Source organism: Desulfovibrio sp. JC010, from assembly GCF_010470675.1.
Lineage (GTDB): Bacteria > Desulfobacterota > Desulfovibrionia > Desulfovibrionales > Desulfovibrionaceae > Maridesulfovibrio.
In genome coordinates this window covers 489,154-515,277 of the sequence record NZ_VOIQ01000001.1, presented here as the reverse complement: position 1 = coordinate 515,277, position 26,124 = coordinate 489,154, and the positions used below count along the sequence as shown (strand labels likewise).

Here is a 26,124-nt window from a genome sequence, read left to right as displayed (position 1 = left end):
TCGTTTAATTGACGCTGGCAAAGCTCATAAAGTTGCGATGGTCGCATCAATGAGAAAGTTACTTGGCATTTTGAATGCCCTAATTGCTAACGACCAATATTGGTCTGAGCAGCCTGCGTAGCTTGACTTTTGCCACCGTTGCTCCGGCTTCACCCGGCTCAATGCAGAAACGCAGCCTGTTCAGTGCTTCCTGCGGATCTGCATGGTCATCAATCATTGCCGAGATAACCTGCATATGGCCCTGCGGCTGCATGAACCCGCCCATGACACCGAAGGTGGAGTGCAGGGTTTTGTCCTCGCGCAGGCAGATGCCGGGGATGATGGTGTGATAACTGCGTTTGCCGGGTGCAAGTACGTTTGGGTGGGCCGGGTCGAGGGAGAAATTATGGGCCCGGTTCTGCAGGGAGAAACCGAGTCCCTCGGGCACGATTCCGGTTCCGAATCCTAGGTAATTGGAATTGACCATGGAGCAGCCGTTGCCGTCTTTATCCACCACACAGAAGTAGACCGTGTCCGAAGAATTGATCGGCACTCCGCTGACGTTGTCCAGCTTGGCCCGGTCCGGGAAGATAAGTGAGGCCCGTTGCGCTCCATAAGATGGCGAAAGTAGTTTTTCCAGCGGAGTGGAATATAGCTGTGGGTCAGCCACATGAAGCCGGGCATCGGCAAAGGCCAGACGCATTGCTTCAATTAAATGATGCAGCCTTTGTGGGGATTCCGGTGCACCGAGTGCGGCAACATCAATATCCGCAAGGGTGTTCAGGGCCAGCAGGGCGGCCAGTCCCTGTCCGTTGGGCGGGCATTCGTGGATTTCATAACCCCGGTAATTCACGCTGATGGACTCCTGAAACAGGGAGCTGTGCGCAGCCATGTCTTCTGTGGAAAGAAAACCGCCGTTGTCGCGGACAATGCGGACTATCTTTTCAGCGATATCCCCTTCATAGAAAATTTTTTTGGCGTCTTCAGGCGAACAATCCGCCAGCCGGGCAAGGAGCAGGCCCAGATTACGGTTGAGCATGATTTCACCGCAGCGGGGCGCATTTCCATTTAACAGCAGCTGTTTTCCGCCGGGACTGTTGTGCAGAATTTTTGCGCCTTCATTCCAGAGTTCAGCTGTTACCGGACTGACCGGAAACCCCTGCATGGCATAGCGTATGGCCGGACCAAGGATGGTGGCAAGGGACAGGCTGCCGTGCTGTTCCACCAGATCCGCCCAGAGGGCGAGGGCACCGGGCACATTAACAGTCATGGCATGGCGAAGCGGCAGTTCTCCCGAGATTCCCATGGCGTTGACTTTTTCCAGCGAGATATCCTGCGCGGATTTACCGGAACCGTTCAGGGCAAAAACGTTTTTGCTTCCTGCCTCATAATAGAGGGCGAAAGCATCACCGCCAAGCCCGGTACTGCATGGTTCCGCCACGGCCAAAGCTGCGGCGACTGCAATGGCTGCGTCTGCTGCATTGCCCCCGGCGCGGAGAATTTCCAGCCCGGCTTCAGTGGCCAGCGGCTGGCTGGAAGCGACCATCCCTTTGGTTGCATACACGGGTGAACGGCGTGAATTGAAGACAAATTCAGGCTGGGCATGGCTGGAAATTTCAAATGGGGACATGGATCAACTCCGTAAGGTTGGTTGCAGGTTTGCGCAATGGTAGAGGATGTCGCGGGAAAAATGCAATAGGCAAGCTGACACTGCTGTATTTATAAGCAGCGCGTTAAGAATAATTGTGCCCACTTCTGTTTGTTCTCAGTGTTTGCCTTAAAATCGATTTTGTGCGTAGTGTGACAATATGGTTACAAGCATACGTATTTTGGGGTTGGTGGTATGTCTGCTTTTCAGTGCGGTTTCTGCCCATGCTTTCGGGCTGAAACTGATGGCTGAGGAGTATCCTCCGTACAGTTACAGACTTGGGGGGGAATCTCGGGGGCTTTTTATTGATCTGGTGCGCATGATTCAGGAAAAGCTGGGTGAAAAACCGGGCAAGATAACATTTTATCCCTGGGCGCGGGGATATAAAAAATTGCAATCCGGCACAGGGGATGTCCTGTTTCCCATGTGCATGACTCCTGAACGTTCGGCGGAATTCAAATTTGTAGGACCTGTTTTCTGGGATGATATCTATTTTTATCGCAAAAAAGGGAGCGGTATTGAGCTGGAGACAGTTGAAGATGCAAAGAAGATAGGAACCATAGCAGTGACCAGATATGATATTTTCCATCAGAATCTGGTCAGCATGGGCTATGATAATCTTGACCTGAGTGCTTCACCCAAATGCGATTTTATGAAGTTGCTGCGGGGGCGTGCTGATCTTGTTCCCATGGGCAGTAAAGCTATTTCTTATTTTTTCCTGCGTAATCCGGAACTGGATTTCAAGCAGTTGGAAAAAGTCGGACCATCCGTGTTTTTTACAACTAATTACATAGCTTTCAAAAAGGATACTCCTGACGAAGTGATCGAGAAATGGCAGGCCGCCCTTGATGAGTTAAAAACGGAAGGGGAATGGCAGAAATTAGTGGATAAGTATTTTCCGCCTGATCTGGTAAATTAAATTTTTTTATAATCAAAAAAGGCTCCTTATATCGCAAGATCTAAGGAGCCTTTTGCTTAACCGATAGGGATTCCAAAGGGGCTTAGCTCCTTTGGCCGCCGGAGGCGAAATCAAATCGTCAATCGCGCGAAGCGCAACTATACCAAAGTAACAGCGCGGTTCATGCGGGCGACGGTTTCCTCTTTGCCGAGCACGAGCATGAGATCGTAGAGTCCGCCGGGGGACTGGGTGCGTCCGCAGAGCGCGAGGCGTACGGGCTGTCCGATGGCTTTGAATTTCAGCTCCTTCTCTTCAAGAAAGCCTTTGCAGACCGCTTCAAGGGAATCGTGGCTGTATTCTTCATCCGCCGCGATGCGTGCGGTGAGTTCCTTGAGAATCTCCACCGCTTCGGGCTTGAATACTTTTTCCACGGCCTTTTCATCGTATTCCAGTGCTGCACTGTCCACGAGGAAGAAATCGCACATGTCGGCCATTTCCTTGTAGTTGGTGGAGCGGGGCTGCAGCAGGGGGATGATCTTTTCAAGGTATGCGTCCTCAGCTTCCACTCCTTCGGGCAGGAAAGTGCGCATGCCGGGGATCAGGTCCGCCGGAGCCTTGGCCTTGATGTATTCGCTGTTCACCCAGTCCAGCTTCTTGGTGTCGAATACGGACGGGGAATTTCCGAGATGGTCGGTGTTGAAAAGTTCGATCAGCTCTTCACGGGAGAATATTTCCTGATCGCCGTGGGACCAGCCGAGGCGTACGAGGTAGTTGACCACAGCTTCAGGCAGGTAGCCCATTTTTTCGTATTCCATGACGGAAAGGGCACCGTGACGTTTGGAAAGCTTTTTCTTGTCCGGGCCGAGGATCATGGGCACGTGGCCGAATTTGGGCACATCCCAGCCGAGAGCTTTGTAAAGCAGGATCTGGCGCGGGGTGTTGTTCACATGGTCATCTCCACGCAGCACGCTGGTAACGCCCATGGTGTGGTCATCCACCACAACTGCGAGGTTGTAGGTGGGGGAACCGTCACTGCGGCGCAGGATCATGTCGTCCATTTCAGCGTTTTCAACACTGATGGGCCCTTTGATCATATCTGTGAAATTTGTACGGCCTTCGAGCGGAGCCTTGAAACGTACAACCCTGTTCTCGCCGGGACCGAGATTTTTCTCGCGGCAGGAGCCGTCGTATTTGGGTTTGCGTTTTTCTTTCATGGCCTTTTCGCGCATGGCGTCAACCTGTTCGGGAGTGCAGTCGCACCAGTAGGCTTTGCCTTCGTCCAGCAACTGGTCAATGTAACCGTTGTAGAGGTCGAAGCGGTCGCTCTGGTAGACCGGATCGTCGTTCCAGTCCATACCCAGCCATTTCATGGAATCGAGGATGGCGTCGGTGTATTCCTGTTTGGAGCGTTCGCGGTCGGTGTCTTCGATGCGCAGGACGAATTCCCCGCCATCGTGTTTGGCCAGCAGCCATGCGAAAAGTGCGGTGCGTGCTCCGCCGATATGCAGGTGCCCGGTCGGGCTGGGTGCGAATCTGGTTACAGTCTTAGCCATGATATTTTCTCCTGAACGATGCCTCCGGCGGCCCTGCCGGGGGCCTTAAACCCTTTTGGGAAAAGGGTTTAAGAATCCCAAAACTTTTTAGTAGGGCTTCGCCGCTTAGGCTGGAAAATTGCGGGTTATAAAACGTAAAAAATCCGCCTTAAAAGGCGGTCTTCTCAGCTGAGTTGCTACTCTGCGTTCTTTAAATATTCAACCGGCCGGAGCATGCTCCGGCCGGATTGATTCTATTCAGCAGGCTCGACGCCTTTGAGAGCGGGAATCTCTTTGAGCAGGGTGCGCTCAATTGCGTTTCGCAAGGTGATCTGGGACATGGGGCAACCTTTACAGGCTCCCTGTAAGCGCACCTTGGCGATGCCTTTGTCTGTTACCTCTACGAGTTCAACGTTACCGCCGTCAGCCTGAAGAAGGGGTCTGACCTTGTCAAGAGCGGCTTCGACTTTATCGTGCATGGTAAATCCTCCCTTTGGTATGCCCGCTCAAGTACTTTCTTTAAACCGCCTTGTCAAACACGTGAGTACTTCTTTTCTGCGTTTTTTCGAAATACATACAAAAAAGAATGTAAGTAGAAGTTGTTTTATTTCAGGGTAATATGGTTATGCTGCCAGATTTTTCAAAATAGAAAAAGCATCGTCCAGAACCGGGCCCAGCTCGGCATCAAGTTCCCGTAATTTATCAGGAGTCAGCCCGTTCTTTTCCCATCTTTCATTTTTCACATTGCGGATGAAGAAATCCCCGCTGCCGCCGATACCCATGGTTTTGGCAATGATGTTGGCGAAATAGACGTAAAGGGCTTCCGGCGATTTGGCTGCCTTTGCGGGGTTGTGGTGGTTGAGCACGGCATTGACCAGCGTAAAGGGCAGGTTCCATTTGCGCAGCAGCATGCCGCCCAGTTCGGAGTGGTCGAATCCGCATGTCACCCGCTCGGCCTTGAACATGAGTGCTTTTTTGTGGCGTGAAATGGCCGTGGCCGCGATTGCCTGTTCCGGCAGGGCCATCATCAGTACCGGGCGGCCTATGTCGTGCAGCAGTCCGGCTACAAAACATTTTTCAGGAGTACCCTGTTTGAATTTTTTGGAAAGCTGGCTGGCGATGATCCCGCAGGCAAAGCTGTGCCGCCAGAAAAGCTCAAGGTCGATGATGTCCGCAGGCAGTCCCTTGAACATATCCATGACCGATGTACCCATGGCAAGGGTGGAAAGCTGGTTGGTACCGATGACCGCCACTGCCCGCGAAATGGTATCGATCTGGGCCGGAAAACTGTAGAAGGCACTGTTGACCATGCGCAGCAGAAAAGCGGACAGGGCAGTGTCCCGTGAAATTACCTTGGCCAGATCAGAGGCCGAGCTTGCGGGATCGTTTATGACCTGACGCATCTCAATGAAAACCTGCGGCAGGGAAGGCAGCTTGACCTCGGAACGCATGAGCGAAATAGGGTCGACCGGATCAAATTTCTTTTTGGGCATGTCCAGCTGCGGCTGCGGCTTGTAAAGTTCGGGATTTTCCATGAGGTCATGAGCCACGTGGGTAACGCCCAGTTCGAAAAGGGTGGCCATGACCGGTTGCTCCCGGTCTGTGCGGGTAAAGCGGTCTTCCATCAGGGCCGTGGCCTTAAGCATTATTTCTTCGGGAATGAAAGTGGTGTCTGTCATGGTCAGCCGCCTTGGATTTAACTGTATTTCCTGAGTTTATAATATATTAAAAGAGGTTTGAGGGGAAGCGTTGCGCCCGGAAAATAATAAAGCCCGGCAGGTGCGTTCCTGCCGGGCTTTATGGGTAGGTTTTATGCTGTACTGTTTACTTCAGCCATGAATCAACTTGAGCTTTGTTTTCCTTGATGAAGCGCTTTGCGTTTTCATAGGGATCAGCACCCTTTTTCTGATTCCAGGCCATGAGCATCTGCAGCTGTCCGGCATCTTTCCATGCGAATTTGTCGAGGAAAGCGTATACTTCAGGCATGTCCTTATCGAGACCTTTGCGGACGATTGTGTTGATGGTTTCCTCGCCGCCCATGATGCCTTTGGGGTCCTTGAGGTATTTGAGCTGCCAGCGACCGAACATCCAGTGCGGGGACCAGCCGGTGACAACGATCCAGTCCTTGTTCTTGATGGCGTTGCCAAGGGCTGCGGTCATGGTTGCGCCGGAGCCTTCCATGAGTTCGAATTTATCGAGCTTGTAATCGGAAATGGCTTTTTCGGAAAGTCCCATAAGACCTGCACCGGGGTCGATTCCGGTGATGCGGTCATCGAATTTTTCAGCGTACTTATTGAGGTCGGCAATGGAATCCACGGTTACGTAATCGGGAACAACCCAGCCGATTTTGGCACCGGACACGTTGGGACCGAGGTCCACTACTTTGTTTTTAACTTTATTCAGGTAGTCCTTGTGGGTTACGGGCAGCCAGGCGGTGGCCATGCCGTCAACATCTCCGGTTCCTACGGCCTGCCACATGGCTGCGGCTGCAACGGGCAGGATTTCGCATTCATAGCCCATGCGTTCTTCAAGCACGGCTTTGAGCAGGTTGGTGGTGGCAGTTGCGCAGTCCCACTCAACGTAGGCGAGTTTAACTTTTTTGGAATCACCGGCGTATGCGCTGAAAGCAAGAACGCTGGCTAACAGGGCCGTGAGAATAACAGTGAACAGTTTTTTCATTTCATGGTCCTCTTGTTGATGGTTGACGGAAGGTATGAAAAAAGTCCCCCGCCGGATCGGCAGGGGACTTTCAATATGTGCTTATGCGGAATTAGTTAAGCCATGAATCAACCAGTGCTTTGTTTTCCTTGATGAAACGCTTTGCGTTTTCATAAGGATCAGCACCTTTTTCCTGGTTCCAGGCCATGACCATCTGCATCTGGTTGGCGTCTTTCCATGCGAACTTGTCGAGGAAAGCGTAAACTTTGGGCATGTCTTTATCGAGACCTTTGCGGACAACGGTGTTGATGGTTTCGGATTCACCGAGAATCTTTTTGGGATCATCAAGGTATTTGAGGTCCCAGCGGCCGAACATCCAGTGCGGGGACCATGCGGTAACAACAATCCATTCGTTGTTCTTGACGGCGTTGCCAAGGGCTGCGGTCATGGTTGCGCCGGAGCCTTCCATGAGTTCGAACTTGTCGAGGTCATATGCTTCGATTGCTTCCTCGGAACGCATCATGAGGCCTGCGCCGGGATCGATACCGATGATTTTGTCGTCAAATTTGTCAGCGTATTTGTTGAGGTCGGCAATGGACTCAGCAGTTACGTAGGTGGGAACAGCCCAGCCCAGTCTTGCGCCGGTTACGTTGGGACCGAGGTCTACAATGTCCTTTTTCAGGCGCTTGAGGTAATCGCCGTGGGTTACGGGCAGCCATGCTGCAGCCATACCGTCAACATCGCCGGACGCAACGCCCTGCCACATTACAGCTGCGGCAACGGGGATGACTTCGCATTCAATACCCATGCGTTCTTCAAGAACGGCTTTGATAACGTTGGTTGTGGCAGTTGCGCAGTCCCACTCAACGTAGGCCAGCTTTACTTTCTTATCTCCTGCGAATGCTGCGGTGCTGAAAGCAGCAACGAGCAGTGCAGCCAGAGTCAGAACTAAAATTTTTTTCATTGTGTATCTCCTGATTAAGTTAAAGTCCGGTTATTTTTTACCCGACCCGAGTTTCTGTAACACCTGATCCATTATCATAGCGACGATGACAATGCCAATACCAGCTTCAAATCCCTTACCCATCTGCAAACGTTGAATTGCTTTCCAGACTTCACCGCCCAGTCCCTTGGCACCGATCATGGCGGCGATAACCACCATGGAGAGAGCCAGCATGACTGTCTGGTTCACCCCGGCCATGATGGTCGGAGTGGCGATGGGAAGTTCCAGTTTAAGGAGTCTCTGCCAGCGGTTGGAACCGAATGCTTCAGCACACTCCACCAGTTCTTCAGGAACCTGCTTGATTCCGAGGCAGGTCAGCCTGATGGACGGCGGCATGGCAAAGATGATTGTTGAAAATATAGCGGCAACCTTGCCCAGACCGAAAAAGGGAATGGCCGGGATAAGGTAAACAAAAGCGGGCATGGTCTGCATGACGTCAAGAACAGGCATGACCACCCTGTTTACGGGCTTGCTCATGGCCGCCAGAATACCGATGGGGATACCGATCATCAGGGCCAGCAGGGTGGCGACGATAACCAGCGCAATGGTGCTGACCGTGGCTTTCCAGAGTCCCATGTTCCAGATGAGCAGCAGTCCGGCAATGGCAAAGATTGTGGTTCGTTTACTTTTGGCCAGTTTCCAGGTGATCAAACCCACGATGATGATGAATGCCCACGGCGGGCAGGCTTTCATGGCACCTTCCACAACATCAAGACCTGCTTCAAGCACAGCGGAAAAAGCTTTGGTGGCAAATGAAAAATGTTCCACCAGAAAATCAATACCAGATTCAATTACGTCCCCGACGGGTATGCGTGGAATATTCATTCTAGTTGCCTCCTCTTTCGGCCAGTGCCCCGATCAGCGTGCCTCGGACGATAACCCCTTTGAGTTTGTTGTCTTCATTGATGACCGGAAGGGGCAGAGTGCGGTCCTGCATGATGTTGAAGAGTTCCTGAGCAGGGCAGTCTAAATCCACGGCCTGCAGGTCTTTATGCATGATGGTTCTGATGTCTTTACCGCCTTCTTCCACCAGCTTTGCGCAGTCTCCGGCATTGAGCATGCCGATGAGCTTGTGTTTTTCATCTAGCACAAAGAGGTTGGAGATATTGTTCTTGCGCATTTTGCGAAGCGATGCTCTGGGGCCGTCGGTTTTGATGAAGGCCACGGCGTCGATCTTTTTCATTACCGACTCAGCGGTGAGGACCTTGGTGATATCAACGTCTTCCACAAAGCGGCGTACGTATTCTGTGGCCGGTTCAGTGAGAATTTCTTCGGGTGAACCGATTTGTACGATTTCACCGTCTTTCATAAGCACGATGCGGTCGCCCAGTTTGAGGGCTTCGTCAAGGTCGTGGCTGATGAAGACGATGGTCTTGTGCATGCGCTCCTGCAGGTTGATCAGTTCGTCCTGCATGTCGCGGCGGATGAGCGGGTCAAGGGCACTGAAAGCTTCGTCCATGAGCAGGATGTCCGGATCCAGAGCCAGTGCGCGGGCAAGACCCACGCGCTGCTGCATGCCGCCGGAAAGCTGGTCCGGGTAGGATTCTTCCCAGCCGGAAAGCCCGACCAGTTCAAGTGCTTCCATGGCTTTCTGCTTGCGCACTTCAGGGTCGACATTTGCGATCTCCAGCCCGTATTCTGCGTTTTTAAGGACAGTGCGGTGGGGGTAGAGGGCGAAGTTCTGGAAGACCATGCCCAGCTTTTCCAGCCGGATTTTGCGTAGCTTATCCATGCTCAGGGAGGTTATATCTTCCCCGTCAATGAAAATTTTACCGCCGGTAGGCTCGATGAGCCTGTTGATGCAGCGTACAAGTGTTGACTTACCGCTGCCGGAAAGGCCCATTACAACGACTATTTCACCTTCTTCTACGCTGAATGTGGCGTTGTTTACGCCGACACCGTGCTTGGTCTTTTCCATAATATCATCTTTGTTCGCTCCTTTTTCGAGCATGGGGATGATTTTTTTTGGATTAGAACCGAAAATTTTATAGAGATTTTCAACTCGGATTTTTTCCATGATTTCTCCGTTTATCAAAACTAAACACTGCCGACCCGTATCAGGGGAGGCAGTAGAAATTAATTGCAATGGTGGTGTTCGGGGGAAAAGGCAGAGAGAAGGGGGATTTTTTCCGGGGCTGAGTTAGGGTTGATTTCCTTAACGGGCGTTCCGGACGGTTTGATGTAGTACTGTTGTGTGGGTTGCATTTTTTTATGCAGTATGCGCGTGTTGCAGTTGTGTTTGATGTTCTAATTTTAAAATACGGTTTTTACATTGAAAAGATGCAGTTTGTATGTCGCGTTTTTCTGTGTAGTAAAAAACCGCTTATGGCGATTGTTACGCTCAGGTTAAAATGAGCTGTTTCGTCTCTATCGTCAATTATAGACTTATAGAACTCGAATTTTAAGGGTAGATAAAATATGAATCCATGTCAAATTAGATGCAATTTTAATTGAAAGCGGTAATTTTTGTGCCATTTCAGCAATGATTTTGAGAAGGGGAGCGGAGTTTTTAAATTGCAAGGGCTGAGTGTATGAGAATGCGGCTAATCAGGGCTAATCCAGATTTATTTGAAAAGATAAAAGCCCGAAATGTGAATTCCGGGCTTTTGGAATGGTTTTATTGCTGAAAAAGTAATTATCGGCGGGTTAAACCGTATTTTTTAAGTTTATACTGCAGGGTCCTGCGGCTGATGCCCAGCGCGTCAGCTGTTCGCTCCCGGTGGTGCTGGTTGGCTTCAAGGGCTGAGATCAGGGCCTGCCGCTCGGCATCATCGAGGGTGGGGGTGCCGGGTTGCGGCGCAGCTGTTTGTTGCGGCTGTGCAGGATGTTGAGGCTGTGCCGGAGCTGCGGTTTGTTGTGCAGGCTGCTGCGCCGGGGCCTGTCGGGGTGTTGAATTTTGAACCTGCGGGGGAAGCAGCTCCGGTCCCAGCACTTCGCTGCGGCTGAGGATGATGGCCCGTTCCAGCACGTTTTCCAGTTCACGGACGTTGCCGGGCCAGTCATAGCGGCCCAGTGCATCCAGAAAGGACGGACTCACCGAGCGGACTTTCTTGTTGTTCTTGCGGCCCAGTTTTTCCAGCAGGTAGGCCACCAGCGCGGGCAGGTCGCCCACCCTTTCGCGCAGGGGCGGGATGCGGATCTCAAGGACACTCAACCGGTAGTAGAGGTCCTCGCGGAAATTTCCTTTTTCCACTTCCTTCTTGAGGTCGCGGTTGGTGGCGGCGATGATGCGCACATCTGTTTCCACCGGGGAAACGCTGCCCAGCGGTTCGACCACTTTTTCCTGCAGGGCACGCAGGATCTTGGCTTGCAGTACCGGGTCCATTTCTCCGATCTCATCAAGGAAGAGGGTTCCTCCGGAAGCCAGCTGGAACCGTCCGGGCTTGTTGGCATTGGCCCCGGTAAAGGCCCCTTTCATATATCCGAAAAGTTCACTTTCCAGCAGGTCCGCCGGGAGTGCTGCACAGTTGACTTTGATGAGCGGTTTATCGGCGCGCAGGCTGGCCCGGTGCAACCCTTCGGCAACCAGTTCCTTACCGGTACCGGATTCCCCCAGCACGAGGATGGTCGCTTCGGACGGCCCGGCCTGCTCGATGAGGTCTTTCACATGGAGCATGGACTGTGAGTTTCCGATCATCTGCTCGGTGGCTCCGGCGGCGGTTTTGAGTTTTTCGTTCTCATCCACCAGCCGGGAATAATCCAGTGCCTTGGCCATGACCGCTTTCAGCTCTTCGTTGTCCGCAGGTTTGGTCAGGTAATCAAAGGCCCCGTGTTTCATGGCCACCACAGCGGAGTTCACGTTGCCGTAAGCGGTGAGCATGATAACCGGAAGTCCGGGCATAATGGTGTTCAGCTCTTTAAGCAGGGCCATGCCGTCCATGCCGTCCATGCGCATATCGATCAGGGCGGCGTTTAAGGTCAGCCCGGGCAGGATTTCAAGTGCCTGTTCCCCGGACTGGGCTTCATGCACAGTCCAGCCATCACCTTCCAGCACTGCCCGGATGAGCATGCGCAATGATGGTTCATCATCGACTATGAGTACGTTTTTGCCTGTGGTGTTCATTGTTCGTTTCCTTCATCTTGCGCAGCCGGGAAGAACAGCTTGACGCAGGTTCCGCCCAGCGGTTCGGGCAGGGTGCCGGGCAGGTCGGGGCCGGAGATGGTCACCCGTCCGTTGTGTCCGCGCATGATTGTATTGACTATGGCAAGGCCGAGGCCCGTTCCCTTGGGTTTGTCAGTGAAAAAGGGTTCAAGGGCGTGTTTACGGATATCTTCAGGCATTCCCGGACCGTTGTCGCAGACACTGATCCAGACACCGTGTTCCGTGGCTTCAGCCATGATTGTGATCTCGCCGTTTTGTTCAGGAACAGCATCAAGGCTGTTGACCAGCAGGTTGAGCAGCACCTGCCGGATGCCGTCCGGGTCGGCGTAAACTGCGTCTGTGTTCAATTCAGTTTGCAGGCTGGTGCCTTTGTGTTCAAGGTCGAAGCCCATGAGGGTCTGCATGGTCTCGCAGAGTTCGTGCAGACCCATGGATTCGGGATTAAGCTCGTGCGGCTTGGAGAGATAGAGCAGGTCGGTGACCACCCTGTTCAGGCGGTCCGCTTCCGTAAGCATGGTTGTGGCGTAGGTGGCGTAGGGCTGCTCATCTTTGAATTTATCCGCAAAAAGCTGGGCGAAACCGCGCAGGGAACTCAAAGGGTTGCGGATTTCATGGGCCACTCCGGCGGCCAGTGAGCCGATGGAGGCCAGCCTGCGCGCTTCGTAAAGGTCTTCTTCAAGGTCGGCAATGTCGGTACGGTCGCGGATAATGATCATGGTCCGTTGTTCTTTCAGACTTTCAAAGTAAGGGAAGAAGATCAGTTCAAGGTTTTTACCGCCCATACGGACATGTTCCCAGACAACATTTCCCCGCCTGAAATCCTGCAGGGATTCGTAAGAAAAGTCATTCCAGTTTTTGCCTACCAGCACTTCATCCGCCGGGCTTTGCAGCAGGGTGTGTGCAGAACCGTTGGCGGCAAGGATGGCTCCCTGCGGCGAAATGGTCAGCAGTCCGTCGGGCATGTTGTCCAGCAGGTTGGCCTGAAAACGTTCCAGCCGGGTCAGCTTTTTGCCCTGTTCGCGGCGTTGGAAATAGGCCACAGCCAGCAGCCAGAGTACGAATCCGGCCAGAAAAATATATCCGGTCTGCAGCAGGGCTGCCCTGCGGTACTGGTTGAACTGGCGCAGGTGTTTTTCCGCACTCAGTCCCAGCAGCAGGTAAGTCTCTTTGTCCGGCGGAGGCATGAAGCCGCGCCTGTGCTTCTGGTGTCCGTAGAGCCGTTGCAGGACAGGCTGGCCCACCGTGCCGTAGAGCAGGGCGGCTTTGCCTTTTATCATCACCGGAGTGCTGGATTCCCGCATTTTGGTGATCATGTTAAACAGGCCGGAAGGCGGGGTGTAGACAGGCTTTTCATCTTGATCCTGTTCAACAACCAGCATGGGCTTATGGTCCGGTCCGTAAAGGGCGATGTAGAGCAGGTCGCCCTGCGCCACCATTTCCCGGAACAGCTCGCGCGCATCCGGCAGCAGTTCATTGGGCATGCGCCTGTTGTGCGGTCCCGGCGGTCTCATGCGGCGTGCGCCTTCCACCAGCTGAATATCCAGCCCGCGGGCAATGGAGCGGGCCGAAAGCAGCATGTGTTCAAACACGGTCTGATGCATCTGGCGCAGGTTGTGCCATGTCAGGTACAAACTTCCGGCTCCGAGAAGAATCAGGGCCAGCAGTGCCAGAGCAAGAGGCAGTTTATGTGATTTTTGTGAGCTTAGTTCCATTTAGTCCGGCTTCATTTAGGGATTTAGCAGGTTGCCTAATGCACGCGGAGAATCCAGTCCCAGTGCCCCTGCAATCTCCTTGATGAGGGTGTTTTTGTCAACAACCACGCCCTTTTCGCGCAGGATGCCCAGTGCGGTGTTCAGATCCAGATTGTATTTTGCGCAGTATTGCCCAAGGCTCATGCGTCCTATTCCTGCGCCTGATTGGCCGGACTGCTGATTCGAGTCCCCTCCTTCTTTTTTCATGGAGGATTTGTTCTGTGGTTGATCTTTTAAAATAATATCATGCAGCTCTTTGGGGGTAAGTCCTGCCTTGTTGGCGATGGATTTGATGGATTCCTTGGTGGATTCAAGTTCAATACCGGCGTTCTTTATGGATGCGGCGGCCTTGTCCACATCCAGCCCCATACGCTTGCAGAAAATTTCCAGCGGGCTGAGTTCCGCGTGTCCGTACGGGGGAATTCCGTATTTTTCTTCACCCTTGGCCTGAAAGTACTGGGTGCCTTCAAGAACCTGCTTCATGGGCGGCAGTTCAAGCAGGGTACCGAAAGCAACAAAAAGAGTGATTATCAGGCTGATAAAAAATGCGGGAGATGTGAAATTTGCTTCCCCGGCTTTCTTTTTAAGGTAGGCGAGAATGGGCTTCCAGTTCAGCCAGATGTGCAGGATGGAAACAACAAGAAAAAGGACCCCGGTGCAGATATGGATATCGCCCCATTGTTCCTTGCTTAAGGTCAGCATAGTCCAGTCCGCCCAGTAGGCAACCCTGCCCTGCGGGACGATATACAGAACTACACTGGTGATAATCAGGACGATAAATGAAAAAAAGCTGGTCAGGGAAGTGATTTTTCTAAACATGCTGCGCTCCTTTGATTTGCTCTGATATTGATAACTTAAATATGGGCGCGTTTGGAAGGTCTTTAATAAAAAAGGAGGACCGCTATAGTCCTCCTTTTTACCCGTTTTCCTGTAATTAAGTGTAGATGAACGTTATTTAAAGGGGTTAGGAACGTTGGCCCGGACATCCTCCGGCAGGGCAGTCGCCCTGCTTGTAGTTGCCGCAGCCTCTGCCGCCTTTACCCATTCCCTGCCCCATGGGCGGGAAGGTCAGGCCGGTTTCCTTTTCTATTTCTTCTGCCATCTTTTTATGTTCTGCGTAGAGCTTGTCCCGTACTTTGGAAAGTTCCTGCACCAGAGCATGGATGGTCTCTTTGTCGGCCTTGCCGGAATCCACCAGAGCTTTAAGTTCAGTGTGTTTTGCCCACTGTTCGCTCTTCAGGGTCTGAAAAGTGGATTCATATTTTTTAATGATCTCTTGCACCTGTTTTTGTTTCTCAGGTGTCAGCTGCTCATAGGCAGCCCAGTTACCGTTGTGGTAACCGGCGTTCCGGTAACCGTTCCGTGCCATGGCGACTGATGCTACAGCCAGAACCAGCACGACGATCAAGGGAACCAGAGCTTTTCTTTTCATAAGATCTCCTGATGCGGTTAAAAGTTGTTGCCCTCTCGGTTTGTCATAAAGCACGTGGTGTGCCAAAGTGAAAAAATCTTTTATATTAGTGTGTTGTTGGTTTTTGTGCAGTGGAGGTAAATTTTTAAGTGCAAAATATATGTGCAGCCAGTTGCACAAAAGTGCATGCTCACCTGCAAAATAAAAAAAGAGGCCCCGGGGAGAGGGGCCTCAAAAACAGGGGAAGGAGTGTTCTGTTTTTTTCTTCGCAGGGGATGATGGTATTATATGTAAAGACTAGGAGTTCCAGCGACCTCTGTCGTCATTGTGGTGTCTGCGGCCTTTGCGTGGACCGTCGTCATCGAATCCGCGACCGCTGAACCCACGCATGGGCATTTCAATTCCGGTGGCTGTTTCGATTTCTTCATTGACCTGCTTGCGGAGGTTGTAGCCCTTGGTTTTGAGTTCAACCATTTCCTGAACAAGCTTGCTGATGGTCTTCTGGTCGGCCTTGCCGGAATCAACCAGTGCATTCAGTTCGGTGCGCTTGGCCCACATCTGAGTCTTGATGGTCTGGAATTCATCCTGATGCTTTTTGAAGATGGCTTTTACTTCCTGCTGTTTTTCAGGGGTCAGCTGTTCGAAAATCTGGCGGGGACCGTTGCGGAAGCAGTCGTTGTTTCCTCTCTGGTAACCGCCGCCGGCCATGGCGGTTCCGGCAATGGTCAGGACCATGATTGCTACTACGGGAATTACGATTTTCTTTTTCATGATTATCTCCTTGGGGTTGTATGAAAAAACTTTGCTATCTCGTAATTCCCCTAAAGCACAGGGTGTGCCATTTTGCGTAACTTCTTAAACTGCTTGAATTAAAGTGTTATCGCCTACTGTGGCGGTCTGAAAATGGCAATGCAATAGCTGCGCAAGAATGCACAATTTGTGCAGATATAATGTTAAAATGCACTTATATAAATTAACATTTATTAACAATTCTGCCGTCTTCCAGTAAAATGGTCTCCTTGGCCATGGAGGCATGGCCTCGGTCATGGGTAACCATGGCGATAGTCAAACCGTCACGGTTTAAATCGTTCAGAATTTCCATAACTTCGTTTCCTGTAGCTTTATCCAGACTGCCGCAGGGTTCGTCCGCAAAGAGTATGGAAGGTGATTTCACCAGTGCCCGCGCAATGGCAACACGTTGCTGTTCCCCGCCGGAAAGCTGGCCGGGCAGACGCTTCTCTTTACCCTGCAACCCCACCCGCTCAAGGCAGATCCGTCCTCGTTCCAGCAGCCTTGCATTAACCGGTTTCAGCTTGTCCAGAAAGGGCAGCAGTACATTTTCATGGGCGGTCAGGTAAGGCAGCAGGTGGTGGGACTGGAAAATGATGGAGAATTCTTCCTTGCGCAGCCTGTCGATTTTAGAATCGGGCAGGTCTGTGATTTCAGTCCCCTTAAAATAGATATCTCCCTCCACCGGGCGGAGCAGGCTGGATATTACACTGAGCAGTGTTGATTTTCCGGACCCGGAGCGGCCGACGATTGAAGTAAATCCGCCTTCCGGAATGTTGATGGATACATTGTTCAGCACGGTAACAGCTGTGGAACCTTCACCGTAACTATGGGTAATTGAATCAGTTTTAAGCATACTGGCTCCTTATAATGATACAAGGGTTCGGGAGGGATCAACGCGGGTGGCGCGCAGTGATGGAATGGTTGCCGAAAGCACTGCCAGCCCGGCAACGGCCAGAAAGGTCAGCCCGAAAGCCAGCGGATCAAAAACAATCTCAGCCTCAGCCATATCGAGATTCTCAAGGATTTTACCGCTGGCGAAATATCCGCCCAAGTAACCGAAAATCCCTGAAATACAACCCATGAGCAGTGCTTCAAGGCAGAAGATGGAGAATACCGAAGTGGTGGAAAAGCCCAGCGAGCGCATGAGGCCGATTTCGGTTTTGCGCTCATTCACTGCCGAGAAGATGGACAGCCCGATCATGAAACAGGCGGTGAGCAGGATGACCCCGCTTACGGTCCAGGCCATCTGGTTAACAAAGTTGATGGCGGACATGCGCTGTTTGACTACGTGCTGCAATGCTTTCACTTCTACATCAGGTACGGCTTTGACTATCTGCTGCACTATTTCGTCAATGGGGCATCCGGCGCAAAGGGCGGCCACCTCAATGAAGTGCACTGCTCCGGGACGGCCTACGCTGTTTCGCAGCAGGTCGATATCCATGAAGATCACGTTGTCATCCTCTGTTCCGGTGGGGTCGAGAATTCCGGCAGTGAGCAGGCTGTTCCCTTCTATCTCAATAGAGTCTCCGGGATTTATGTCCAATTTGGTGGCGGCATTGAAGCCGATGACGATTTCATGCTGATTTTCAGGGAAGCGTCCCAGCGGATACCAGTGGGTCTTGATATTCAACTCGTCCGCCATGCTGACGCCGACCACAGCCACAGGTGTATCTTTAACTTTTGATATGGCGGCGAATTTCGGGGCCACGGCACTGAGCCGTTCTTTCAGGTCAATACCGCGTACAGCTTTGAGCACCGGGGTGCCGTCAAGTTCGTGTGAGCCGTAAGCCACGTTGCCGAGGTCCAGACCGCCATAACTTACGGACAGGGATTCTGTTTTCGGGGTGATCAGGATGTTGGCCCCGAATTTACTCATCTTTTCTTCCAGACTGTTGCCCACAACCGTGGAAAGCAGCTGGATGGAAACCACGGACATGACACCCACGGTAAATACAGTGCAAAGCAGGATTGTGCGCAGGGGACGGCGGCCCAGATTGCGCAGGGGAATGGTGAGTAGATTCATGAATCGCGCTCCCTAAAAATATTTAGCCCCGGAGCGGACCGCATCCAGAGAGATGAATAGTTTATCGCCTTCGGTCCGTCTTTCCAGCGGGGAGGGATTGCAGCCGCCTTTGACTACATTGATGCGAGTGGAGTGGAAGCGCATGCCGCAATTGTTGCAGACCATGAAATCTCCCTGCTGGGAGTATCCCTGCTTGGACCGGTAGCAGACATCACAGGCATCAAAGGCCGCGCGGATGATTCCATCCTTGCTGCGGACCACAAAGAAACGGATTTCCTTGCCGTCCATCTCTATTGAATAGTAATGAGCCTCGCCGTCATTTACTTCCGCTACTGGAATGCTAAGTTCCTGCGGCCCTATTTCCATTCCGGCTGTTGCGTTTGCCGGAACCATCATAAGGGCCAGCAGTAGAATCATTTCTTTCATAAAACTCTCCTTTAAAATTCATACCGTAGAAGTATGCAATTGCTGTGCAAGAAGAGTGATTTCGGTAGGTAATGAAATTGATTGTCAGTGGAGGAGCCTAAAATGATGTGAATTGTGCAATGCAGTTGCACATAAGTGCAAGGCGAGGCTTAATCGTCTTCAAGCCACTGATACATGCCGCAACTCTTGCAGTCTGCGCAGCCTGCCGGGGGGCAGACCGGAGTTTTTTCGGCTTTTTGGAAGCGTTGCCATTCACGCCAGAGGTAGGATTTTTTCACTCCGGTATCGATGAAGTCCCAAGGCAGGGGGGCATCTTTGTCCAGTTCATCATCCACAAAACGTTCAAAGTCCCCTTTGCAGAATTTGGAAGCTTTTTTCCAGCCGCCTTTTTCAGCGGCATATTGGATGAATTCAGCCAGACTTTCATCGCCCCGGGAAAGGATGCCCTGCAACCGGGCCTGAAAAGGATTATCCCCGGAAAAGGCCATGCCTTTGTACTTTTTGGTCAGCCCCTTGACCTTGGAAAGTATGGCCTTGAGGTCTTTTTCAGAAGGCATGGCAGCCCATTGCAGCGGGGTCCACGGCTTGGGTACAAGGCAGCTGGCCCCGAAGGTGATGCGCATGAACTGCTTTTTCTTCTTGCCCTGACCCCGTTTGCGGGCCTCGTCCATCTTTTCGAGCATGAGAGCCAGTTCTTCGTAATCTTCGGCAGTCTCACCGGGCCAGCCCACGATGACGTAAACCCGCAGATGGTTGACCCCCTTGGCGGCGCAGAGTTCCACCGCGTGCAGAAAATCCTCTTCTTCAAGGTTTTTGCTGGCTGCATCGCGCAGACGTCTGCTGGCTCCCTCAAGGGCAAGGGTCACGGTGCGGACCCCGGAAGCGCGCAGGATATCCAGCAATTCCTCGGTCAGCCCGTCAGCACGGACTGAGGAAAGGGAAAATTTGGTCTTACGTTTCTTGAGCCATTCAATGTAGGGAATCAGGTCCGGCCAGTCGGTGAGGGCGGTTCCCACCAAGCCCACCTTGGGCGGGTCGGCAAGCTCCACTATTCTCTTGAGCTGGTCCATGGATGCGTGGCGCGGCGGACGGTAGACATATCCGGCAGCGCAGAAGCGGCAGCCGTAAGGGCAGCCCCGGTTTACCTCCACAAGGAACATATCCTTGAAGACTGCTTCGGGGCTGATGAAACAGGAGTATGCTGGTTCGCTCAGGAGCGGCACCCCGTGTCCTTCGTCCACGGGACCGGGGGGCAGCACGGCCCTGCGGACCTGACCTTCAGTCATGCCGGGAACGTAGACGCCGTCCCGGTCTTTGATCAGGTCCAGAAATTCTTTTTTGCTTCCCCCGTTATAAATATGCAGCTTCAGTTCGAGGCACAATTCTCTTAATCCGACCTCAGCTTCGCCGACCCAGAAGAAGTCGAAGAAGGGCGCGATGGGTGCGGGATTAAGGAAGGCCACCGGACCTCCGCCCATGACCAGCGGGAAGTCCGGGCGTTCCGCCGCAAGGGGCGGAACACCCGAATCTTTCAGCATCCTGACCAGATGGAGGTATTCCTCCTCAAAGTTGATGCTGAAACCGATCAGGGGAAACTCGGACAGTTCTTTGTCACTGTCCATGGAAACAGACGGTTTGCCCGGTTCGCCAAGGAAGAATCTTTCAACCGCCAGCTCCGCGTCCGGAGCAAGCAAGCGATAGACAGCCTGCCAACCCAGGGTTGAGAGTGCAGACCCCTTCCGTCCGGGAAAGACCAGAGCCGTGGGCAGACGGCCTCCAGTTTCCTCGGGCGAGGGTTCTTCCTTTCCGTAATAGAAGAATTCTTCAGTTACGGACATGGATTATTTCCGGTGCGGACCGCTCAAGCCCGTACTGTTTCCGGTTTATGTTCATTGCAAGCGGTAACTAATCTGCCTGCTTGCGGATGAAGGTCGGAACTTCGAAATCATCGTCATCGTGGAAGATGAATTCTTCTCCACCGGAGTTGGCTGCCTGTTTGGGCTTGAGCTGTACAGGCTCGGTGTGTGCAGTCGTTTCAACGGGCTTGCTTGCGGTGTGACGCAGGTAAGCGGGGATGGAACGATCTTCTTCAGCGTGGGCACTGCCCATCTGATGCACGTTGGTGGTGGCTTCTTTTTTAGGAGCCATGCCTCTGGGAGTGAGGTTAGGACGCTGGGGCTGACCGAAGGACTGCTGCTCAACAGGCGGGGTGACAGCCTGCTCAACTGCATTGTCGATTCCGGTAGCGATAACGGTGATGCGCATTTCATCGCCCACTTCAGCATCGAAAACAGTACCGAAGAAAATCTGTGCTTCTTCGTGTGCTTCTTCGTAGATGATGTTGGCTGCTTCGCTGACTTCATCAATGGTCATGTCTGGGGAGCAGGTGATGTTGATGAGCACACCTTTTGCGCCTTCAATGGAAACATCTTCGAGCAGCGGGCTGGTGATGGCCTTCATGGCTGCTTCACGGGCCCTGTTTTCTCCGCGTGCGATACCGGTACCCATGAGGGCCAGACCGGAGCTGGACATAACTGCCTGCACGTCAGCGAAGTCAAGGTTGATCAGGCCGTGAACGGTGATCAGGTCGGCGATACCTTTGACGCCGTAGTAGAGGACTTCGTCAGCTTTTTTCAGCATTTCGGAGAAAGCTGCTTTTTTGGCGGCAAGCTGGAGCAGACGGTCGTTGGGAATGGTGATGATGGAGTCAACCACCTTCTTGAGTTCTTCAATACCTTTTTCTGCCTGCAGCAGTCTGCGTTTGCCTTCGAAATAGAAAGGTTTGGTTACAACAGCAACGGTCAGCGCGCCGGCTTCCTTGGCAATTTCGGCGATAACGGGTGCAGCACCGGTTCCGGTTCCGCCGCCCATACCTGCGGTGACGAAAACCATGTCGCAATCGCTGACCAGTTCGCGGATCTGGTCAATGGATTCGAGGGCAGCATTTTTACCCACATCGGGGTTTGCGCCTGCGCCGAGACCTTTGGTCAGTTTGTCGCCTAGCTGGATTTTGTATTCAGCCAGGGACTTGTTAATGTCCTGGGCATCGGTGTTGGCTACGATAAAGCGCACGCCGGAAAGCGCGGACTGGATCATGTTGTTGATAGCGTTACCGCCACCGCCACCGCAACCGATGACTTTAATACGGGCCTGACCGTCATTTTCGATTTCCATGTAATCCATCATCATTTCTCATTTCCCCTGTTAAACTTTTGCTGAGAATTTTTCCGGTGATCGGGTCCGGAAAAGCCTTCATCTAATGCAGCTTACTGAGCATTGATCCCGCCTCACCTTCAAAATCCAGCGGCGAAGCCCTTATAGGGATTCCAAAGGGGCTTAGCTGCTCTGCTCTCAATATCCGTAAGACTCGAGCGGAAAGCTCTCGTCTAACGGCTATAGGCCTTTGGCCGCCGGAGGCGAAATCAAATCAATCAAAGCGCGTAGTGCCTCAATTAATTAAGCAATATCAGTAAACCATTTACGCATCCTGCCCAGAATGCGGTTGAAAACATTTTCGTCACGGATTCTGAAGACCTGCTCGGAGCTGCCTTCTTTTTCCGCGCCGTACATGAGCAGTCCCACTGCTGTGGCGAATTTGGGACTGTTGACAACGTCTTTGAGGCCGCCAACGCCTGCGGGATAGCCGATGCGTACCGGCAGATCGAAAATCTGTTCCGCCAGTTCCTGCATGCCGTCCACGAGGGAGGTGCCGCCGGTGAGCACGACGCCTGCTGCGATCATGTTCTTGTAGCCGCTGCGGACCAGTTCCTGATCCACGAGGGAGAGGATTTCTTCGCAGCGCGGTTCGCAGATTTCAGCCAGAACGCGTTTGGACATCTTGCGGTGGTCGCGGCCGCCCACAGAGGGCACATCGATGGTTTCATCGGTGGTGACCAGATCGGTGAGCGCGGTACCGTATTTGACCTTGATCTGCTCTGCGGAACCCATGGGGGTGCGCAGGCCGAAGGCGATGTCATTGGTCAGGTTGTTACCGCCCAGAGCGATAACGGATGTATGCTTGATCGAATCGTTGGCAAAGATTGCGAGGTCGGTGGTACCGCCTCCGATATCGACAATGGCAACGCCGATTTCGCGTTCTTCTTCGGAAAGCACGGCCTTGCTGGAAGCCAGTGATTCGAGGACGATGTCGGAAACATCAAGACCTGAACGGTGGCAGGAACGGATGATGTTCTGGGCGGAGGTCACTGCTCCGGTGACAATGTGCACTTTAACTTCAAGGCGCACACCGGCCATGCCCAGCGGATCGGCAATGCCGCGCTGATCATCGACAATGTATTCCTGCGGCAGGGTGTGGATAACTTCCCTGTCCAGCGGAATGGCGACAGCTTTGGCCGCATCGATAACCCGGTCAACATCCTTCTGGGTTACTTCGCCGCCTTTAACAGCGATGACGCCGTGGCTGTTGAAGCCTTTGATATGGCTGCCTGCGATGCCCGCGTATACGGAGCGGATTTCGCAGCCGGCCATGAGTTCAGCCTCTTCAAGAGCCTTCTTGATGGACTGTACTGTCTGCTCGATGTTGACCACCACGCCTTTGCGCAGCCCGGTGGACGGGGCAGTGCCGATACCTACGATATCGACTCCGTCCGCGGTGGGTTCTCCCACTACCGCGCAGATCTTGGTGGTGCCGACATCGAGGCCGACGATCAGATCAGACTTGGACATAATTCTTTCTCCTCATCATCCTTGTAAATTCGGGGTATTGCCGTTTGGGCAATCATTTCCCGGAACTGTGTTTTTCAACCCAGACCCTGTTTTTCCCGGTTGAAATGACTGCCACATCCCTGAACTCTCCCCTGTTTTTGAGGTCTTTCCATACAGTGTTCAGGTGTGAAAGCTGTTCTTGCCAGTTGTCCAGACCCAGCAGCACCGTAAGGCCGAGTCTGTCCATAAAAATTTCCATGCGGTTGCCGCCCTTGATGTCGATCCATGCGATCTGGCCCGGATCAAAGGGGAGTTCCCGTCTGCTGAGCTTATTCATGAACTCGGGCAGGATTCCTGCCTTGTCCATGGCTTCGGACTCTATATTCAGAAAGGGCAGGGAACTGAATTTGCCCGGAGCCACCGGGGCGATCAGCTCACCCTTGCTGTCACAATAATAAAGAACGTCGTTGTGGCGGACCATGAAGCGGGGCTTTTTCTCGCGCACATGAATCTGCATCTTGCCCGGCAGCTGCCTGCGTACCGCAGCGGACTTGATCCACTGGTTGTCGCTGAGGTTGCTTTCCGCTTCACTGATGTTCACCGCAAGGCTGTTCTTGTTCAGGCTGACATCGGCGATGTTCAGGATTTCACCGTAGCTGAGGCGGTGGTTGCCGCTGACCTTGATATCCTGCAGGGCGAAGTAGGGCAGGGCGGTAACCCAGCGGTAACCCGCAAGGCAGCCGACACCCACAATTGCCAGTATCAGCACACAGGCTCCGGAAATGCACAGCTTGCGCAGCAGGGCAGTAAAAATACCGCCGATGGGCTGTGAGCTGTTCCTGCGTTTCTTGGCTGTGTTGCGGCTGCGCTTTTTGCCCGACTTGGTCAGGTTCAGCCTGCTTTTGTTAATTCCTGCTACGCTCATGACAGTATGATGACCTCCGGCTTTAAGGTTACGCCGAATTTTTCAGCCACGGCTTCACTTGCCTGCGCCATGAGTTCCAATGCCTGCTCTGCTGTGCCGCCCCCCTTGTTTTCAAGGAAGTTGGCGTGCATTTTGGAAAAGCCCATGCCGCCGAGGTTCTTGCCTCTGAATCCGGCATCATCGAGCAGCTTGCCCGCGCTGTGTCCTTCCGGATTCTTGAAAACACACCCGGCGGTCTTGGCTGTGACCGGCTGGGTGGCTTTTTTCTTTTCAAAAGTTTCTTTGATCCTGCTGCGGACTTTTTCTTCTGTGGATCTGGATAGTTCGAATTCCACTTCCCAGACCAGAAAGAACTCGTCATCCCCGGTTGAAAAGTGGCGGTAGCCCCATTCCAGATCAGCAGCGTCCTTCCAGAAAAGTCCTCTGGAAGGAGTCCAGATGCGGACCCGTTTAACGGAAGCCTGCATGTCGGTGCCGTAGGACCCGGCATTCATGGCAATTGAACCGCCCACGCTGCCGGGAATTCCGGCCAGTCCTTCCATGCCGGAAAGACCGTTTTTGATGAGCACTGAAAGCAGGCCGGGCAAACGCATGTCAGCGGGAACCAGTACTGAGGTTCCGTTGATTTCCGCCTCAGGCTTGCGCTCACAGGCCACCTGTACAAGGGCGAGATTGATTTCCCCGTCCCCGGCGAGTATGTTGCTTCCTTCACCGATGGCCAGCAGGTCGCAGCCCTCGCGCTCAATAAAGCGGGAGAGTTCGTCCAGCCCGGATTCCGAACGCACCTTAGCCAGAACACGTGCGTTTCCGCCAATGCCCAGCGAGGTGAGTCGGGCCATGCCCGGTTTATGAAGCAGTTCCAGTGTCATAAGTAATGTCCGTTACAATGCTGTGATTTCTTCCGGTTTGAGGACTTTTTCGCCGTCCTCTTCCAGATACTTCAAAAATTTTTCGCCTACGGTGTAGATGGACCCCGCGCCCTGAGTGATAAACAAATCACCGGGTTTGAGGATATTGGCCAGTTCGTTCTGCATCATTTCAAAGTCCGGGTAAAAGCGGACCTTGGTGTCGCTGACCTGCCTGATGCCCTGCGCCAAGGACATGCCGTTGACGCCCGGAATGGGATCTTCGGATGCAGGGTAGATTTCAGTCAGCAGCAGTTCATCGGCCTTTTCAAAGGTCTTGCAGAATTCTCCAAACAGGGCCTGTGTGCGGGTGAACCTGTGCGGCTGGAATGCCACCACCAGTCTGCGCTGCGGGAAGCAGGATTTGGCGGTTTCGATAGTTGCTTGAATTTCCGCCGGATGGTGGCCGTAGTCATCCACCACGAGGATGCCTTTGGCTTCGCCTTTCTTTTCAAACCTGCGGCCTACGCCCATGAAGTTGGAGAGACCTTGCAGGATGGGAGCTTTTTCCAGCCCGGCTTCAAGAGCCACGCCGATGGCACCCAGTGCGTTGAGCACGTTGTGCTTGCCCGGCTGTGCCAGTGAGACTTCACCAAGAGGTTCATCATCAAGAAATACCTTGAACAGGGAGCGTACTTCGCAGGACAGGATCTCCGCGCGCAGCCTGTTTTCCTTGCCCAGACCGTAGGTCAGGCAGGGGCGTTTGATGGAGGGCAGCAGTCTTTGCACACCCGGATCATCGCCGCAGACCACATTCATTCCGTAGAAGGGAATGGAGTTCATGAATTTGCGGAAAGCTTCATCAATAGCTTCCTGACCGCCGTAGAAATCAAGGTGGTCCTTGTCCACGTTGGTGACCACGGTGATAATGGGTGCGAGGCAGAGGAATGAACCGTCGGATTCATCTGCTTCGGCGATGAGGAACTGTCCGTCGCCGAGGCGGGCGTTACTGCCGAAAGTGTTCAGTCGTCCGCCGATGATGACGGTGGGGTCCAGTTCAGCTTCGGTAAAAATTGTTGCCAGCAGAGAGGTGGTCGTGGTCTTGCCGTGGGTTCCGGCCACAGCGATTCCGGTGCGCAGACGCATGAGCTCGGCCAGCATTTCCGCACGGGGAATGATTGGAATACCCAGCTCGCGAGCTTTGACCACTTCGGGGTTGTCTTCGGAAATGGCTGTGGATTTAACCACTACATCGGCATCGGTTACGTTGTCCGCGCCATGGCCGATGAAGACCTGTGCGCCCATTTTAAGCAGACGTTTCACGGGCGCACCTGCGGCAAGATCAGAGCCGGTTACGGTGAAACCAAGGTTGATCAAGACCTCGGCAATGCCGCTCATGCCTGAGCCGCCGATACCGATCATGTGAATGTTGCCAACCCTGCTACGCATGATGGGGCTGGTGGTCT

General features: G+C 53.0%; 23 protein-coding genes. 1 reads left to right on the top strand and 22 read right to left on the bottom strand.

All coding sequences use genetic code 11. The annotated features are described in order from the left end of the window. Window positions 1-79 precede the first annotated feature (79 nt). Window positions 80-1,609 carry a gamma-glutamyltransferase family protein gene (locus FMR86_RS02285; RefSeq protein ID WP_163349440.1) on the bottom strand — a complete coding sequence of 510 codons (1,530 nt, stop codon included), beginning with the start codon at window positions 1,607-1,609 and terminating at the stop codon, window positions 80-82. Window positions 1,610-1,787: 178 nt separating this feature from the next. Between FMR86_RS02285 and FMR86_RS02280 the strand changes: the two genes are divergently transcribed. Then, window positions 1,788-2,546 carry an ABC transporter substrate-binding protein gene (locus FMR86_RS02280; RefSeq protein WP_163349439.1) on the top strand — a complete coding sequence of 253 codons (759 nt, stop codon included), beginning with the start codon at window positions 1,788-1,790 and terminating at the stop codon, window positions 2,544-2,546. Window positions 2,547-2,683: 137 nt separating this feature from the next. Here the strand turns inward: FMR86_RS02280 and gltX are convergent, their stop codons facing one another. From gltX to murC, 21 genes are all read right to left on the bottom strand, one after another. After that, window positions 2,684-4,078: a glutamate--tRNA ligase gene (gene gltX, locus FMR86_RS02275; protein ID WP_163349438.1), complete on the bottom strand. Its 1,395-nt coding sequence runs from the start codon at window positions 4,076-4,078 to the stop codon at window positions 2,684-2,686. Window positions 4,079-4,311: 233 nt separating this feature from the next. After that, complete coding sequence (locus tag FMR86_RS02270; RefSeq protein WP_163349437.1) at window positions 4,312-4,536, bottom strand: NifU family protein; 225 nt, start codon at window positions 4,534-4,536, stop codon at window positions 4,312-4,314. A gap of 144 nt (window positions 4,537-4,680) precedes the next feature. Continuing rightward, window positions 4,681-5,736, bottom strand: a complete 1,056-nt coding sequence (locus FMR86_RS02265; RefSeq protein WP_163349436.1) for an HDOD domain-containing protein — start codon at window positions 5,734-5,736, stop codon at window positions 4,681-4,683. Window positions 5,737-5,881: 145 nt separating this feature from the next. Next, complete coding sequence (locus FMR86_RS02260) at window positions 5,882-6,736, bottom strand: glycine betaine ABC transporter substrate-binding protein (RefSeq protein ID WP_163349435.1); 855 nt, start codon at window positions 6,734-6,736, stop codon at window positions 5,882-5,884. 91 nt (window positions 6,737-6,827) lie between these two features. After that, the gene (locus FMR86_RS02255) at window positions 6,828-7,679 is read right to left on the bottom strand and encodes a glycine betaine ABC transporter substrate-binding protein (protein ID WP_163349434.1); all 852 of its coding nucleotides are present in this window, start codon (window positions 7,677-7,679) and stop codon (window positions 6,828-6,830) included. 30 nt (window positions 7,680-7,709) lie between these two features. Further along, a complete protein-coding gene (locus FMR86_RS02250; protein ID WP_163349433.1) occupies window positions 7,710-8,543 on the bottom strand; it encodes a proline/glycine betaine ABC transporter permease in 834 nt (277 codons plus the stop codon). A gap of 1 nt (window position 8,544) precedes the next feature. Beyond that, the gene (locus FMR86_RS02245; protein ID WP_163349432.1) at window positions 8,545-9,735 is read right to left on the bottom strand and encodes a glycine betaine/L-proline ABC transporter ATP-binding protein; all 1,191 of its coding nucleotides are present in this window, start codon (window positions 9,733-9,735) and stop codon (window positions 8,545-8,547) included. A gap of 618 nt (window positions 9,736-10,353) precedes the next feature. Next, a complete protein-coding gene (locus FMR86_RS02240; protein ID WP_163349431.1) occupies window positions 10,354-11,781 on the bottom strand; it encodes a sigma-54 dependent transcriptional regulator in 1,428 nt (475 codons plus the stop codon). After that, window positions 11,778-13,532, bottom strand: coding sequence for a nitrogen regulation protein NR(II) (locus tag FMR86_RS02235; protein ID WP_163349430.1), 1,755 nt, complete (start codon window positions 13,530-13,532; stop codon window positions 11,778-11,780). The genes FMR86_RS02240 and FMR86_RS02235 overlap by 4 nt, the downstream gene beginning before the upstream one ends. 15 nt (window positions 13,533-13,547) lie before the next feature. Continuing rightward, on the bottom strand, window positions 13,548-14,390 hold the full coding sequence (locus tag FMR86_RS02230; protein ID WP_163349429.1) for a DUF4405 domain-containing protein: 843 nt from the start codon (window positions 14,388-14,390) through the stop codon (window positions 13,548-13,550). A gap of 145 nt (window positions 14,391-14,535) precedes the next feature. Continuing rightward, the gene (locus FMR86_RS02225) at window positions 14,536-15,003 is read right to left on the bottom strand and encodes a periplasmic heavy metal sensor (RefSeq protein ID WP_163349428.1); all 468 of its coding nucleotides are present in this window, start codon (window positions 15,001-15,003) and stop codon (window positions 14,536-14,538) included. A 276-nt stretch (window positions 15,004-15,279) separates the two neighbouring features. Beyond that, the gene (locus FMR86_RS02220; protein ID WP_163349427.1) at window positions 15,280-15,753 is read right to left on the bottom strand and encodes a Spy/CpxP family protein refolding chaperone; all 474 of its coding nucleotides are present in this window, start codon (window positions 15,751-15,753) and stop codon (window positions 15,280-15,282) included. A 202-nt stretch (window positions 15,754-15,955) separates the two neighbouring features. Then, complete coding sequence (locus FMR86_RS02215; RefSeq protein WP_163349426.1) at window positions 15,956-16,627, bottom strand: ABC transporter ATP-binding protein; 672 nt, start codon at window positions 16,625-16,627, stop codon at window positions 15,956-15,958. A 9-nt stretch (window positions 16,628-16,636) separates the two neighbouring features. After that, window positions 16,637-17,797, bottom strand: a complete 1,161-nt coding sequence (locus FMR86_RS02210; RefSeq protein WP_163349425.1) for an FtsX-like permease family protein — start codon at window positions 17,795-17,797, stop codon at window positions 16,637-16,639. 12 nt (window positions 17,798-17,809) lie between these two features. Then, on the bottom strand, window positions 17,810-18,223 hold the full coding sequence (locus tag FMR86_RS02205; protein ID WP_163349424.1) for a DUF2318 domain-containing protein: 414 nt from the start codon (window positions 18,221-18,223) through the stop codon (window positions 17,810-17,812). Window positions 18,224-18,372: 149 nt separating this feature from the next. Next, complete coding sequence (locus FMR86_RS02200) at window positions 18,373-20,061, bottom strand: radical SAM protein (protein ID WP_163349423.1); 1,689 nt, start codon at window positions 20,059-20,061, stop codon at window positions 18,373-18,375. A 67-nt stretch (window positions 20,062-20,128) separates the two neighbouring features. Then, entirely contained in the window at window positions 20,129-21,406 is a 1,278-nt protein-coding gene (ftsZ, locus tag FMR86_RS02195) for a cell division protein FtsZ (protein ID WP_163349463.1), read from the bottom strand. A 273-nt stretch (window positions 21,407-21,679) separates the two neighbouring features. Beyond that, the gene (gene ftsA / locus FMR86_RS02190; protein ID WP_163349422.1) at window positions 21,680-22,909 is read right to left on the bottom strand and encodes a cell division protein FtsA; all 1,230 of its coding nucleotides are present in this window, start codon (window positions 22,907-22,909) and stop codon (window positions 21,680-21,682) included. Window positions 22,910-22,961: 52 nt separating this feature from the next. Further along, window positions 22,962-23,813, bottom strand: coding sequence for an FtsQ-type POTRA domain-containing protein (locus FMR86_RS02185; protein ID WP_163349421.1), 852 nt, complete (start codon window positions 23,811-23,813; stop codon window positions 22,962-22,964). Then, window positions 23,810-24,682: a UDP-N-acetylmuramate dehydrogenase gene (gene murB / locus FMR86_RS02180; RefSeq protein WP_163349420.1), complete on the bottom strand. Its 873-nt coding sequence runs from the start codon at window positions 24,680-24,682 to the stop codon at window positions 23,810-23,812. Before murB ends, FMR86_RS02185 begins: the two co-directional genes overlap by 4 nt. 12 nt (window positions 24,683-24,694) lie before the next feature. Further along, on the bottom strand, window positions 24,695-26,107 hold the full coding sequence (gene murC / locus FMR86_RS02175) for a UDP-N-acetylmuramate--L-alanine ligase (protein WP_163349462.1): 1,413 nt from the start codon (window positions 26,105-26,107) through the stop codon (window positions 24,695-24,697). Window positions 26,108-26,124 lie beyond the last annotated feature (17 nt).